The organism is Pseudomonas sp. KU43P, from assembly GCF_033095865.1.
In the GTDB taxonomy this organism is placed as follows: Bacteria; Pseudomonadota; Gammaproteobacteria; order Pseudomonadales; family Pseudomonadaceae; genus Aquipseudomonas.
In genome coordinates this window covers 5,057,361-5,070,236 of sequence record NZ_AP019365.1, presented here as the reverse complement: position 1 = coordinate 5,070,236, position 12,876 = coordinate 5,057,361, and the positions used below count along the sequence as shown (strand labels likewise).

The 12,876-nt window shown below is 57.0% G+C and carries 12 protein-coding genes and 2 pseudogenes; 6 read left to right on the top strand and 8 right to left on the bottom strand.

The features are described from left to right. Nucleotides 1-92 precede the first annotated feature (92 nt). Nucleotides 93-1,619, top strand: coding sequence for a CoA-acylating methylmalonate-semialdehyde dehydrogenase (locus KU43P_RS23230; RefSeq protein ID WP_317659865.1), 1,527 nt, complete (start codon nt 93-95; stop codon nt 1,617-1,619). Between the two features lie 13 nt (nt 1,620-1,632). After that, nucleotides 1,633-2,520: a 3-hydroxyisobutyrate dehydrogenase gene (gene mmsB / locus KU43P_RS23225; RefSeq protein ID WP_317659864.1), complete on the top strand. Its 888-nt coding sequence runs from the start codon at nt 1,633-1,635 to the stop codon at nt 2,518-2,520. Between the two features lie 478 nt (nt 2,521-2,998). Here mmsB and KU43P_RS23220 read toward each other — a convergent pair whose 3' ends face one another. From KU43P_RS23220 to KU43P_RS23185, 8 genes and pseudogenes are all read right to left on the bottom strand, one after another. Next, complete coding sequence (locus tag KU43P_RS23220) at nt 2,999-3,976, bottom strand: hypothetical protein (RefSeq protein WP_317659863.1); 978 nt, start codon at nt 3,974-3,976, stop codon at nt 2,999-3,001. Between the two features lie 11 nt (nt 3,977-3,987). After that, a complete protein-coding gene (locus KU43P_RS23215) occupies nt 3,988-4,476 on the bottom strand; it encodes an Hcp family type VI secretion system effector (RefSeq protein WP_317659862.1) in 489 nt (162 codons plus the stop codon). 352 nt (nt 4,477-4,828) lie between these two features. After that, nucleotides 4,829-5,134, bottom strand: a pseudogene (locus KU43P_RS23210) (LysR substrate-binding domain-containing protein); the annotation flags it as partial. A gap of 130 nt (nt 5,135-5,264) precedes the next feature. Beyond that, nucleotides 5,265-5,624, bottom strand: a complete 360-nt coding sequence (locus KU43P_RS23205; protein ID WP_317659861.1) for a hypothetical protein — start codon at nt 5,622-5,624, stop codon at nt 5,265-5,267. Further along, nucleotides 5,621-6,598, bottom strand: coding sequence for a hypothetical protein (locus KU43P_RS23200; protein ID WP_317659860.1), 978 nt, complete (start codon nt 6,596-6,598; stop codon nt 5,621-5,623). The genes KU43P_RS23205 and KU43P_RS23200 overlap by 4 nt, the downstream gene beginning before the upstream one ends. Nucleotides 6,599-6,615: 17 nt before the next feature. Next, entirely contained in the window at nt 6,616-7,098 is a 483-nt protein-coding gene (locus KU43P_RS23195; RefSeq protein WP_317659859.1) for an Hcp family type VI secretion system effector, read from the bottom strand. 294 nt (nt 7,099-7,392) lie between these two features. Further along, nucleotides 7,393-7,536, bottom strand: a pseudogene (locus KU43P_RS23190) (cupin domain-containing protein); the annotation flags it as partial. Nucleotides 7,537-8,189: 653 nt separating this feature from the next. Next, entirely contained in the window at nt 8,190-8,861 is a 672-nt protein-coding gene (locus KU43P_RS23185; RefSeq protein WP_317659858.1) for an FCD domain-containing protein, read from the bottom strand. 137 nt (nt 8,862-8,998) lie between these two features. Between KU43P_RS23185 and KU43P_RS23180 the strand changes: the two genes are divergently transcribed. From KU43P_RS23180 to phnA, 4 genes are read left to right on the top strand one after another with little or no spacing between them, the layout of a single operon-like run. Then, on the top strand, nt 8,999-9,880 hold the full coding sequence (locus KU43P_RS23180; RefSeq protein WP_317659857.1) for a PhnD/SsuA/transferrin family substrate-binding protein: 882 nt from the start codon (nt 8,999-9,001) through the stop codon (nt 9,878-9,880). A gap of 1 nt (nt 9,881) precedes the next feature. Further along, nucleotides 9,882-10,655, top strand: a complete 774-nt coding sequence (locus tag KU43P_RS23175; protein ID WP_317659856.1) for a phosphonate ABC transporter ATP-binding protein — start codon at nt 9,882-9,884, stop codon at nt 10,653-10,655. After that, the gene (phnE, locus tag KU43P_RS23170) at nt 10,648-11,457 is read left to right on the top strand and encodes a phosphonate ABC transporter, permease protein PhnE (protein WP_317659855.1); all 810 of its coding nucleotides are present in this window, start codon (nt 10,648-10,650) and stop codon (nt 11,455-11,457) included. The genes KU43P_RS23175 and phnE overlap by 8 nt, the downstream gene beginning before the upstream one ends. Nucleotides 11,458-11,490: 33 nt before the next feature. Continuing rightward, nucleotides 11,491-12,741 (top strand): phosphonoacetate hydrolase, encoded by a 1,251-nt coding sequence (gene phnA, locus KU43P_RS23165; RefSeq protein ID WP_317659854.1) that lies wholly within the window; start codon nt 11,491-11,493, stop codon nt 12,739-12,741. Nucleotides 12,742-12,876: the final 135 nt, after the last annotated feature.

The following is a 12,876-nucleotide window of genomic DNA, read 5'->3' as shown; positions in this document are numbered from 1 at the left end:
ACATCTATACTCGAAAAAAGCCCCACGACGCCACCTCGCGTTTGCACGGCGCTGGCGATCTCGTCCTGACAATAATTCCAAGGAGAACGCAGATGAACGCACCACAATCCCCCGACAAGACCAAGGTCGAGCAGGTCAAGCTGTTGATCGATGGCCAGTGGGTCGAATCGAAAACCACCGAGTGGCGCGACATCGTCAACCCGGCCACTCAGGAAGTGCTGGCGCGTGTGCCCTTCGCCACGGTCGAAGAGGTGAATGCCGCCGTCGCCGCCGCTGAGCGTGCCTTCAAGACCTGGCGCGACACCCCGATCGGCGCGCGCATGCGCATCATGCTCAAGCTACAGGCGCTGATCCGTGAACACACCAAGCGCATCGCCCAGACCCTCAGCGCCGAGCAGGGCAAGACCCTCGCCGATGCCGAGGGCGATATCTTCCGCGGCCTGGAAGTGGTCGAGCACGCCGCCTCCATCGGCACCCTGCAGATGGGCGAGTTCGCCGAGAACGTCGCCGGTGGTGTGGATACCTACACCCTGCGCCAGCCGATCGGCGTGTGCGCCGGTATCACCCCGTTCAATTTCCCGGCGATGATCCCGCTGTGGATGTTCCCGATGGCGATCGTCTGCGGCAACACCTTCGTGCTCAAGCCGTCCGAGCAAGACCCGCTGTCGACCATGATGCTGGTCGAGCTGGCGCTGGAAGCCGGTGTGCCGGCCGGCGTACTCAACGTGGTGCACGGCGGCAAGCAGGTGGTGGATGCAATCTGTACCCACCAGGACATCAAGGCGATTTCCTTCGTCGGTTCCACCGAAGTCGGCACCCATGTCTACAACCTGGGCAGCCAGCATGGCAAGCGCGTGCAGTCGATGATGGGCGCGAAGAACCATGCCGTGGTATTGCCCGATGCCAACCGCACGCAGACCATTAATGCTTTGGTCGGCGCCGCCTTCGGAGCTGCCGGTCAGCGTTGCATGGCCACCTCGGTGGCGGTGCTGGTGGGCAAGGCGCGTGAATGGCTGCCGGACATCAAGGACGCAGCAAGCAAGCTCAAGGTCAATGCCGGTTGCGAGCCGGGCACCGATGTCGGCCCGGTGGTTTCCAAGCGGGCCAAGGAGCGGGTGCTGGGGCTGATCGAAAGCGGCATCAAGGAAGGCGCCACGCTCGAACTCGATGGCCGTGACGTGAAGGTGCCAGGTTACGAGCAGGGCAACTTCGTTGGCCCGACCCTGTTCTCCGGGGTCAAGACCGACATGCAGGTCTACACCCAGGAAATCTTCGGCCCGGTGCTGGTGACCCTGGAAGTCGATACCCTCGATGAGGCCATCGCCCTGGTCAACCGCAACCCGTTCGGCAACGGCACTGGGCTGTTTACCCAAAGCGGTGCGGCGGCGCGCAAGTTCCAGAGTGAGATCGACATCGGCCAAGTCGGCATCAACATTCCGATTCCGGTACCGGTGCCGTTCTTCAGCTTCACCGGTTCGCGCGGCTCCAAGCTTGGCGACCTCGGCCCCTACGGCAAGCAAGTGGTGCAGTTCTACACTCAGACCAAGACCGTCACCGCCCGCTGGTTCGATGACGACAGCGTCAACGACGGTGTGAACACCACCATCAGCCTGCGCTAAGGAGTAGTTCGTCATGCGTATCGCATTCATCGGCCTGGGCAACATGGGCGCGCCCATGGCCCGCAACCTGATCAAGGCCGGGCACCAGTTGAACCTGTTCGACCTGAACAAGACCGTGCTGGCCGAGCTCGCCGAACTGGGCGGGCAGGTCAGCGCTTCGCCCAAGGACGCGGTCGCCAGTGCCGGTCTGGTGATCACCATGCTGCCGGCAGCGGCCCACGTGCGCGGTGTCTACCTCAACGATGACGGTGTGCTCGCGGGCATTCGCCCCGGCACACCCACCGTGGATTGCAGCACCATCGACCCGCAGACCGCTCGCGACGTGTCCAAGGCCGCAGCGGCCAAGGGCGTGGACATGGGCGATGCGCCGGTATCCGGTGGCACCGGCGGCGCAGCGGCGGGCACCCTGACCTTCATGGTCGGTGCCAGCACCGAACTGTTCGCCACGCTCAAGCCGGTACTCGAGCAGATGGGCCGCAACATCGTGCACTGCGGCGAGGTCGGCACCGGGCAGATCGCCAAGATCTGCAACAACCTGCTGCTGGGCATCTCGATGATCGGTGTGTCCGAGGCCATGGCCCTGGGCAATGCGCTGGGCATCGACACCAAGGTGCTGGCCGGGATCATCAATAGCTCGACCGGGCGCTGCTGGAGTTCCGACACCTACAACCCGTGGCCGGGCATCATCGAGACTGCGCCGGCATCGCGGGGGTATACCGGTGGGTTTGGCGCTGAACTGATGCTCAAGGACCTGGGGCTGGCCACCGAGGCTGCACGCCAGGCGCACCAACCGGTGATTTTGGGCGCCGTGGCTCAGCAACTGTATCAGGCGATGAGCCTGCGCGGTGAAGGCGGCAAGGACTTCTCGGCGATCGTCGAGGGTTATCGCAAGAAGGATTGACGAGCGAGGACTTCATCGCGGGCCGGGTGGCCTTCCCTCTGTAACTGCGCACCAGAGGGGAGGGGGCCCGTACTGCGATGTGTTTTGCATTATTTGGACAAGGGGGGTAAGTAATACATGAAAATACCTAATCCAAAGAATGCAATGGTCAATATTAAATGGGCAGCCCCTAAGATGACGAGAGGGGTCTTGATCTTCGAGGGTAGACTATTTATTTCCTTGATATCGACGAGATTTTTGCGCGCGTAAATTTGGGGGATGAGTAGGATGAATGAGATATGGGTAAGGCGAAGCACTTTCCCAAACAGGCCGGCATGTAACCATAACTTTTTTTCGCCGCTTATCACGTCGCAGTTGATTAATAGGTTTTCGATGTATTCGAGCTTGCGAGATGCAATGTATGACGTTACTGCGAAATTAGTGTAAATCAAGATCATCACAATGGACATTGAAGCTGCAAAAATTAAATGTGCGGAAGTCATTTTGCCACCGTCTCATAGATAACCTCACCTATCATTGCACCTACTTCATTGCCCAGCTTGCCACCCACCAATCCACCTGCTGCGCCCCCGAATATTCCGCAAGCGAGCGCCCCAGGGCCGCCTGTCACTGTTCCCAAGACTAAGCTACATGCGGCGCCAACTAATAATCTTCCACCAGCTGCCCCGGTCGCAGTCCCTCCTAGACCGAAGCCTAACGAGCTAATCTCGACATAATGTGCCTTTTGGCATTCCTCTTCGCGTCCGAGCGTACAGGCTTTATGTATCTCCAACCCCGTAGCAGCGACGTCTAACGCAATCCCTACATACGTCCCCTTCTTGATCAAATTAGCCGCCGTCGCTACGCCTGATACTTTGTTGGCATATCCTGCAATCTCGCCGGTATGTAGATAACGCTTTGTTGATATCCCCAGTGTCCTTTTGATCGAACCTTTGTTCCTCAGCCCGGAACCGTAAGCGGTCAGCTTGTTCAACTGCTCATCCAACCTCATGAACAAGGCTGACCGCTTGGCATAGAACTGATCACGGGCGGTCATCGTCCCTGATCCGAGATGCTGCTGATGCAGCTTCTCGATCTCCATCAAGGTGGCCTCGATGGCCTTCAAGTGCTTGCTCCATCCTTCGCTGACCACACCCGCCCCCATGGAGGCATGCGCGATGAGGCTTTTCAATGTCTCGAAATTGTCCAGGAAAAAGTTATCCACACCTTGGCCGTTGCGCATCAGCCCTATGTGCGCAATTGTCGCCTGCCGCATCATCCAGGCTTCCTGGCTGGTGCAGGAAGCTGTGGTGGGGTCGCCGATGATGATAAGTTCGCCGCTACGGACCACGGTATTGGCGATATGTGAATTCAGCACGTCGAACTTTTCCAGGGAATGACCGGTCAGCGCCAGATCGGATTTCAGCGTGTGATAGTTCTGCAGCTTGAGATTGAGGTACGCGCGGGCTTCAGACATGGTCAGCACCCTCACGCATATTTTCTGTTGCCGATGCGGTCCCAGCCCCCGGTGATATTACCGCCGCCACTGCCGTCGTGGCGGCGCTGCTGGGTGTAAGTGGTCTTGATCCGGCCGTAATTGAGCTGCACCACTTCTACTGGCACCCCTGTATCCACGCTCTGCGAATACTCGGCGATGATCACTTCTTCAAGGATGATTTCGAAGTACTTGAGTTTGTCACCGCCAGCACGGCAGAGGGCGAGATTCACCGCTTTCAGATGCTGGCCTGTGCAACTGGCTTCCATCAGTTTGCAACTGGCACTGTCGAGGTACTTGGTGAAAGTGAAGTGGGTGACGGAGGTCCTGCCCGATGTTGCGCCACCTGCGGAACTGGCTGTGGCAGATGTACTTTGGCTGACACCAAAGTCGTAGCCCAGCACTTCAATCCATTTACTGTATTTTTCGTCCAGTGCTTCTCCTGGAATACTGTCGATCTGAATGTATGCGTCGAAAGCCATGATTATCTCTCCCTGACATTGTTTTGGAATGGGGAATGCTGCGTGCTGATTCGAGCGGTCAGTGCAGGCTAGGTCTGGGAGAGTGCGAGGGCAATACGCTATGGGGCGGTGTGGCGCAATTCAGAAAAGGACTACAAGCAGAGGGATTCAAGCTGAGGGTATATGTCAGAAGATGTTGCTGAGGTTCAATGGGTTTATGGCTGTTTTGCTATTTTTGCTATCGATGTTCAGCACAGTGATGGCCCTGCCAGCGATGGGCTGCGAAGCAGCCCCCTCAACCCTGAGGAAAACGCATCTCGCGCGTTTCCCCCATCAACAGCGGTGCATTCGCCTCGGTCACTCCGCGAATGTAAAGGTAATCCTGGGTCGCATACAGCCACAGGCGGTAGTCACAGAGCTTGCAGCACACATAGGGCCCATGCTCCGGCCGCTCCAGGGCAATGACGATATCCGCTTCGCGCTTGGACAGGCTGATGAAGTGCGGCAGCGGCAGGATATCCACCGAGATCGCCGGATAGGCGTCGACGAAATGGCTCAATTGCGGGGTGACGAAGAAGCTGCCGAAACCTTCGGTGCAACCCATGCGCACATGCCCCGACAGCGCCACACCCGACCCGGACACCTGCTCGCAAGCCATGTGCAGCGTGCTTTCGAACGAACGAGTACTTCATCGCGGGCCGGGTGGCCTTCCCTCTGTAACTGCGCACCAGAGGGAAGGGCGCCTGAGCCGCGATTTTTCATTCCGCTGGAGTATCAAACTTATTTCCGCGTTGCACCTCATAGGTAGGTTACAAGAAGTGAGAAATTAAGAGGGCTGAAAATAGTGTTATATGGAGGCTCCAGAGAGTGACAAGCAGTATCTTTGTTGGCTTTGGAAAGTTTATAATTTCTTGTCGCTCTACTAAGTTTTTTCTTGTGAAAAATGATGGTATTGCAAGAATTGTTGAAATGGTGCCGGTGCGCATCATTTTGCCAATGAGTCCGGCGCGTTGGTAAGTTGCCTTGTTTTGCTTAATGTACTGGCTGTTGGGGAAAAATGACTCAAAATATTCAGTGCGTCTGGCGGCTATGATGCATTGTGCGGTCATGGTGATGATGATGAGGTTGATAATGATTGCGGCAATTACTCCCTCGTCGAGGACTGTCACTTAGAAAACTCCCGATACAAAAGTTCACCGTAGGCTTCACCCTTCTCCTCCCCGAGCTTGCCTCCGACCGCTGCTCCGGTAGCCCCAATCACAACCGCGCAAAGCAGCCCCCCTGTACCAGCTGTTGGCAATCCGATTGCGGCGCATAAAACAGGCGCTAAAACTGTTCCACCTACATAGCCTCCGGCACCGGCACCTGCAAGTCCTCCTATAAGTGAGCCCCCTTCAACAAACTTGGCTCTCTCGCATACCTCCTCACGTCCAAACGTACAAGCCTTGTGAATCTCCAGTCCCGTCGCTGCGACTTCCAGCGCTATCCCAACGTAACCACCTCGCTTTATCAGGCTGGATGCCTTGGCTACACTCGCTACCTTGCTGGCATAACCTGCAATCTCGCCAGTGTGCATGTAGCTCTTCGTGGAGATCCCCAACGTCCTTTTAACTGTTCCCTTGTTTTTAAGGCCTGACCCATAAGCCGCCAGCTTGTCCAATTGAACCTCCAGCTTCATGAACAAGGCTGACCGCTTGGCATAGAACTGATCACGGGCGGTCATCGTCCCTGATCCGAGATGCTGCTGATGCAGCTTCTCGATCTCCATCAAGGTGGCCTCGATGGCCTTCAAGTGCTTGCTCCATCCTTCGCTGACCACACCCGCCCCCATGGAGGCATGCGCGATGAGGCTTTTCAATGTCTCGAAATTGTCCAGGAAAAAGTTATCCACACCTTGGCCGTTGCGCATCAGCCCTATGTGCGCAATTGTCGCCTGCCGCATCATCCAGGCTTCCTGGCTGGTGCAGGAAGCTGTGGTGGGGTCGCCGATGATGATAAGTTCGCCGCTACGGACCACGGTATTGGCGATATGTGAATTCAGCACGTCGAACTTTTCCAGGGAATGACCGGTCAGCGCCAGATCGGATTTCAGCCTGTGATAGTTCTGCAGCTTGAGATTGAGGTACGCGCGGGCTTCAGACATGGTCAGCACCCTCACGCCTATTTTCTGTTGCCGATGCGGTCCCAGCCCCCGGCGATATTACCGCCGCCACTGCCGTCGTGGCGGCGCTGCTGGGTGTAAGTGGTCTTGATCCGGCCGTAATTGAGCTGCACCACTTCTACTGGCACCCCTGTATCCACGCTCTGCGAATACTCGGCGATGATCACTTCTTCAAGGATGATTTCGAAGTACTTGAGTTTGTCACCGCCAGCACGGCAGAGGGCGAGCTTCACCGCTTTCAGATGCTGGCCTGTGCAACTGGCTTCCATCAGTTTGCAACTGGCACTGTCGAGGTACTTGGTGAAAGTGAAGTGGGTAACGGAGGTCCTGCCCGATGTTGCGCCACCTGCGGAACTGGCTGTGGCAGATGTACTTTGGCTGACACCAAAGTCGTAGCCCAGCACTTCAATCCATTTACTGTATTTTTCGTCCAGTGCTTCTCCTGGAATACTGTCGATCTGAATGTATGCGTCGAAAGCCATGCTTATCTCTACCTGCATTGTTTTGGAATGGGGAATGCTGCGTGCTGATTCGAGCGGTCAGTGCAGGCTAGGTCTGGGAGAGTGCGAGGGCAATACGCTATGGGGCGGTGTGGCGCAATTCAGAAAAGGACTACAAGCAGAGGGATTTAAGCTGAGGGTATATGTCAGAAGATGTTGCTGAGGTTCAATGGGTTTATGGCTGTTTTGCTATTTTTGCTATCGATGTTCAGCACAGTGATGGCCCTGTAGGAAATTTCGCGTTTTCCACAGGGCCTGCATTGCTCTCGAAAAAAATCAGGCGAAGACGAAATACTTGCGCACGGTCTCGACCACTTCCCAGGTCCCTTTCATCCCTGGTTCGATCACGAACACGTCACCCGCCTTCAAATGCTTCGGCGCCTCGCCTTCCGGGGTGATGATGCAGTAGCCATCAAGGAAGGTTAACCCAAGCTATAGTCCCAAAAAATCTGGCCTGCCTCTCTGCTGGATCGAGCTCAGCTATGCTGTGAAAACGAAGCTCTCCAACTGTATTGATCTCCGGAGTCAGCAAAATGGCTGTTTTCTTCGAACGATCCCATCGAGAGTACAGGGCGCTGAGATTGGATGCGACTGGCTTCCGACCGGTGTTGCCTGTAATCATTACAGATGAAGGGATACTTAAGGATTTCGCTTACTACATGTATTTGAATAGGGGTAAGAGCAGATCATGGCAAGATGGGGCGACTTTTGCCGTGCAGCTGTTGTTGGAGTATGTAGAAGCTAATTATAGGTTTTATAATTCTCCCCAAATGCTGTTCCGGTCGTTTTCCAATTCACTCTATAGTGGTACGGTGGAACTGGGGTGCGACCCGTCTGATCTGTGGTGGGAGCCTAGACTGAATCGCCCACGATTTGGTAGATACCTTCAGCCTTAAATCGATGGCCTTTAACTCCCTGCAGGGCCGGCTAATGCTGACCGGTGTCTGCCGATGCCGACGGGCCGCTATGGGTCGTTAGCAGCCATACGCGACCGTCCGCTTACGACCCGAAGCTGTCATTCGTGATGCTTAGAAAACGGCCAGCAGAATCCGAGATCTAACCTTATGCGGGGCTCAGCTCCCAACAGCGACGTGTAGTCGCTCCAGGCTATCAATGCAGTGTTGCCGCAGACGCTCGCTAGCCAGCCCTGGATTACCTGTTGCTATCGCGTCGAAAATCGCCCGGTGCTCCTGCAATGAGAGGCCGATGGTTTCCGAGTTGTGGCGCAGTGAGTAACTGCGGAACAGCTTCAGTTGCACCACCAGACGACGGTATGTGTCGTACAGCGTTGCGTTAGCGGTATAGCGGGCCAGAAGGTCGTGGAATTCAAAGTTCAGGTTGATGTAGGCCGTGACATCCTGTTGGCGAACCGCCGCAGTCATGCCATCGAGCACGCTAGCCAGGTGCGAGGAGGCTTGCGGCGTCAGTTGTTGCGTGACCAGCTCACCAATCATGCCCTCAAGCGCGATGCGCACTTGATAGATTTCCAACGCCTGGTTCAGGTCTAGCTGACGTACCCGAACCCCGCAGTTCTTCTCAAATATCACCAGTCCGCGCTCCTCCAGCATACGAAAGGCCTCGCGCACTGGTCCCCGAGAAATCCCCAGTTCATTGGCTATTGCTGCTTCGCGCAAGGGATCACCCGGAGCCAGCTCGCCCGTGGCAATTCGCTGCTCGAGTCGTTCATGCACCACGGTTGTGAGCGACTGGGTGCGCAGTAAGGCTAGGGCTTCAAGGGAACTCATCACACGTCTCAGCTGGCTGATGGGAAAGAAAGCCAAGTGTATCTCAAATCCTCTCAAGGTTGCATATTGTCAACAATATGCAATATACATTATCTAGGATGCCTGCTCACTCCCCGACTTGTTACGGACGTCCGATCATGTTTCGAAAGCTTTTGAGCACTGGCGCTATGGTATTTGCCATAACGGGCATGGCCCTGAACGCACAGGCACAGACCGTCAAACTCGCGGTAACCGACCTTGTAGGGCTGGAGGAGTTGCAGCGCGAGTTCGGCCCATTCAAGGCTGAACTTGAGCGCACCAGCGGCCTGAGCATTGATTTTTTGCCGGTAACCAGCCGCACCGCCGCCCTGGAGGCACTGCGTTTTAAAAAGGTGGATTTTGTGCTTGCCGGCCCGGCGGAGTACGTGGTGATGCATAAGCGCGCCAATGCCACGGTGGTAGCCGGCTTATATCGGCCCAACTACTACTCGATGATCGTGGTGAAGGCTGATAGCCCCCTGTTTTCGCTGCAAGAACTCAAGGGCAAGCGCGTAGGAATGGGGCCGGTGGGTTCGACGTCCCGCCAGCTCGGGCCTATGCAGTTGTTTGCCGATGCCAACGTTGATCCGCGCAAAGACATCAGCGTCACCAACACCAACCTGCGCCTGGCATGGGAGGGGCTTAAACGTGACGACCTGAGCGCGGTTGGCATGGGCCGCTCGGACTACGAAAACTTTATTGGCCAGGAGCCGGAAGACCAACGCAACGCCTTTCGGACGCTGGCGCGTGGCGGTGATTTACCCAGCGACCTGTTGATGGCCGGTGAACATGTGCCCGCCGAAACGGTAGCTAGCCTGCGCAAGGCCATCGTGGAGAACTCGGCGACGCTCATCAGCAGCATCAGCCAGGGCCCGGAGCAAGTGAAGCGTTATCAGGGCATGCGCTTTCTGACGGCTATTGCCGACAAGGATTACAACGCCGTGCGCTCCATGTACCGCACCGCAGGCTATCCCGAATTTTCGGACTTCATAGGTGAGTGACATGAATGCCTCGGCACCTTCGACCGTTCTGAACACTGCCTTGCAAGTTCGAGGTTTGAGCAAACAGTTTGACGGCGCACCTGCGCCCGTGTGGTCTGACATTTCGTTCGACGTTCCGCGCAGTCAGCGGGTCGCCATTGTCGGCGGCAACGGCGCCGGCAAAAGCACCCTGTTGCGTTGCTGCATGCGCCTGATCGAGCCAGACAGCGGCAGCATCGCGTTTGCCGGCCAGAACGTCACAGGCTTGAGTCGGCGGCCGCTGGCGAAGGCTCGCTCACAGGTGGGATTCGTGTTTCAGAAACACAATTTGGTCAGCCGGCTTTCGGTGCTGAGCAATGTGTTGCACGGCGCGATGGCTTATTCGTCCTCGCCCCGCCTGTGGTTCCATGCAATGGCAACCCGCGAGCACCGCGATTATGCGATGCATTGCCTGGAACAGGTGCACCTCGGCCATCTGAGCGGTCGCTGTGCTGGCGAGTTGTCGGGTGGCCAGTCTCAGCGAGTAGCCATTGCTCGGGTGTTGATGCAAAAGCCACACATGATCTTCGCTGATGAGCCTGTCGCCAGTCTCGACCCGCAAGCGGGAGAGGATGTGATGCAGGTCTTCTCGGACCTGGTACGTAGCCAGGGCCTGACCTTGGTATTCGTTACCCATCATCTGGAGCACGCCCTGCACTACGCCGATCGTGTACTGGGGTTGCGCGATTGCCGGCTGCATCTGGACGCGGCGAGTCGGCAGTTGAGTGTTCAGCAGTTGCGAGGCATGTATGACTGAGAAATCCATACCCAACCTGCCAGCCCGCTTCGAGCGGCCCTCGCTGCTGTCCGCCTTGTTGTTCGCCGCCTTTATTGCCTTGTTCTGTTGGTCCGTAGCGGCGGCGGGGCTGTCGCTGCCGCAACTGCTCAGCGGGTTACCGAATATGGCGAAGATCGGCGGGGAGATGGTGCCACCGGCCACTGACCGCATCGGCCCAATGCTGCAGGCCGTGCTGGTCACGTTTCAGATGGCCTTGGTCGGCACGGTTCTTGGCGTAGTGATCAGCCTGCCGTTGGCGGTCCTGATGGCGCGCAATTACACCCCCCACCCAGGGGTGCGTGCTTGCATACGCGGCCTGGTCAGCTTTGTTCGAACCGTCCCGGATTTGGCGTGGGCATTGTTTTTCGTGGCCTCCGTTGGTTTGGGCACCTTCGCCGGCACGCTGACGCTGGTTATGGACACGGTGGGTTTTTGTGCACGTTTTTTTGCCGAAGCTATTGAAGAAGTGGATGACGGCGCCCCGGAGGCGCTGACCGCCATCGGCGCACCCCGGACCTCGATCGTGGTGTGCGCCGCGCTGCCCATGGCCATGCCCAGCCTGATCAACACCAGCCTGTTCGCCTTGGAGAAAGCCGTGCGTGCCTCTGTCGTGCTGGGTCTGGTTGGCGCCGGCGGCATTGGTGCCGAGCTCGCCACGGCCATGGAAATGTTCCGCTTTGACCAGGCCGCCACCATCATTCTGATGGTGTTTCTACTGGTATTGACGGTGGAAAAACTGTCGTCTCACGCGCGTGCCGCATTGCTGAAAAAACGGCGCTGAAGCGCCTCAAGCGAATTACCCAAAGGAACCATCATGAACGCTAACGTCACCATTAATGGCAAGACCTACCGTCAACCTGAACGCCCCGTCGTCGTCGTGTGCATCGATGGCGGTGACCCGGAATACCTCCAGCAGTTTCTGGCCGAAGGCATCCTGCCCAACATCCAGCGTTTTGTTGAAGAAGGCTACTCGACAGTGGCTATGGGTTCGATGCCCTCGTTCACCTGTCCGAACAACATGTCGATCATCACCGGCACGCCAACCGCTGAGCACGGCATCTCAGGCAACTTCTATCTGGATACCCGCACTTGGCAGCCCGTGGTGATGACCGGCCCGGAACTGTTGCGCGGTGAAACCATTCTGGCCGGCTTTGCTGAGGTGGGCGCCAAGGTGGTGTCGATTACGGCCAAAGACAAACTGCGCCGCCAACTGGGTAAAGGCCTGGATGTCAGCCAAGGGCATGTGTCGTTCTCTTCGGAGTACGCCGACCGCTGCACCCTGGCCGAAAACGGCATTGAAAACGTACTGGCGTATGTCGGCATGCCCAAGCCTGACATGTACTCGATGGAGCTTTCGCTGTTCGTGCTGGAGGCCGGTATCAAGTTGCTGGAGGATCGCCGCCCGAACCTGATGTACCTCTCACTCACTGACTTCGTTCAACACAAATGGGCACCCGATCAGGCCGAGGCCCGGCAGTTCTACCAGGCGCTGGACGCAGCGTTCGGCCGGCTGGTGGCACAAGACATTGTGCTGGGGCTGATCGCCGACCACGGCATGAGTGACAAAAGCAACGAAGCCGGTGAACCGAACGTGATCTGGTTGCAGGATATTCTCGATGCCGAGTTTGGTGAAGGCCAAACCACCGTTATCTGTCCGATCACCGACGCCTTCGTTGCCCACCACGGCGCTCTGGGTGGTTTTGTACGTGTTTGGACACACGGGGATATCAGCGTCCAGGCGGTGATTGATCGGGTAGCGGCTGTTGACGGTATTGATTTGTCATTGGACAAGCAGACTGCCTGCCGCCTGTTTGACCTGCCGGAGGACCGCGAAGCGGACGTGGTCGTCGTGTCGCGCAAGGATGTGTGCATCGGCAGCTCGGCCAAATTGCATGACCTGGAAGGGCTGAAAGGTAATCGCCTGCGCACCCATGGTGGGGTCAGCGAAACTCGGGTGCCGTTTATTCTGAACCGCCCGCTGAATGCGCAATATCGCCAGCACGTGGCGTGCAGCGAAATCAAGAGCTACCACATCTTCGACTTCGCCATTAACGGCACTCAGTAATCACTGCGGGTAAGCCTGGGGTGTCATCCGTTCTGATGACACCATTACGCCTTTGACGAACGTCTGCTTTGGGTCGATAGCGGACACTCACTACTAACGCTGAGGGTTCATGGCACCTCCTATTTGGGCTTCATT